We start from the raw sequence: 443 nt of genomic DNA on the forward strand, positions 1-443 counted from the left end.
GGTCGAACCGGCGATCTCCTGCGTGACAGGCAGGCATGTTAACCACTACACCACGGGACCATTTGGTTGCGGGGACAGGATTTGAACCTGCGACCTTCGGGTTATGAGCCCGACGAGCTACCGTACTGCTCCACCCCGCGATAATATTAATTATATAATTATATGATAAGTGTTAGCAACCACATTACGAGAATGTTTGGTTGCGGGGACAGGATTTGAACCTGCGACCTTCGGGTTATGAGCCCGACGAGCTACCGTACTGCTCCACCCCGCGACAATATTATTAATATAATTTATATGGTGGAGGATGACGGGATCGAACCGCCGACCCCCTGCTTGTAAGGCAGGTGCTCTCCCAGCTGAGCTAATCCTCCAAAAGTGGTGACCCGTACGGGATTCGAACCCGTGTTACCGCCGTGAAAGGGCGGTGTCTTAACCACTTG

At 52.1% G+C, this 443-nt stretch carries 3 tRNA genes; all 3 read right to left on the reverse strand.

The window, feature by feature from the left end:
• Positions 1-63: 63 nt before the first annotated feature.
• The 3 genes from AC1DKZ_RS33035 to AC1DKZ_RS33045 all read right to left on the reverse strand — a co-directional run bounded on the left by AC1DKZ_RS33035 (position 64) and on the right by AC1DKZ_RS33045 (position 374).
• A tRNA-Met gene (locus tag AC1DKZ_RS33035) sits at positions 64-140 on the reverse strand.
• A gap of 57 nt (positions 141-197) precedes the next feature.
• Positions 198-274: transfer RNA gene (locus tag AC1DKZ_RS33040), tRNA-Met, on the reverse strand.
• A 24-nt stretch (positions 275-298) separates the two neighbouring features.
• Positions 299-374 (reverse strand) — tRNA-Val (locus AC1DKZ_RS33045).
• Positions 375-443 lie beyond the last annotated feature (69 nt).

Source organism: Bacillus sp. 05T21 (genome assembly GCF_056396785.1).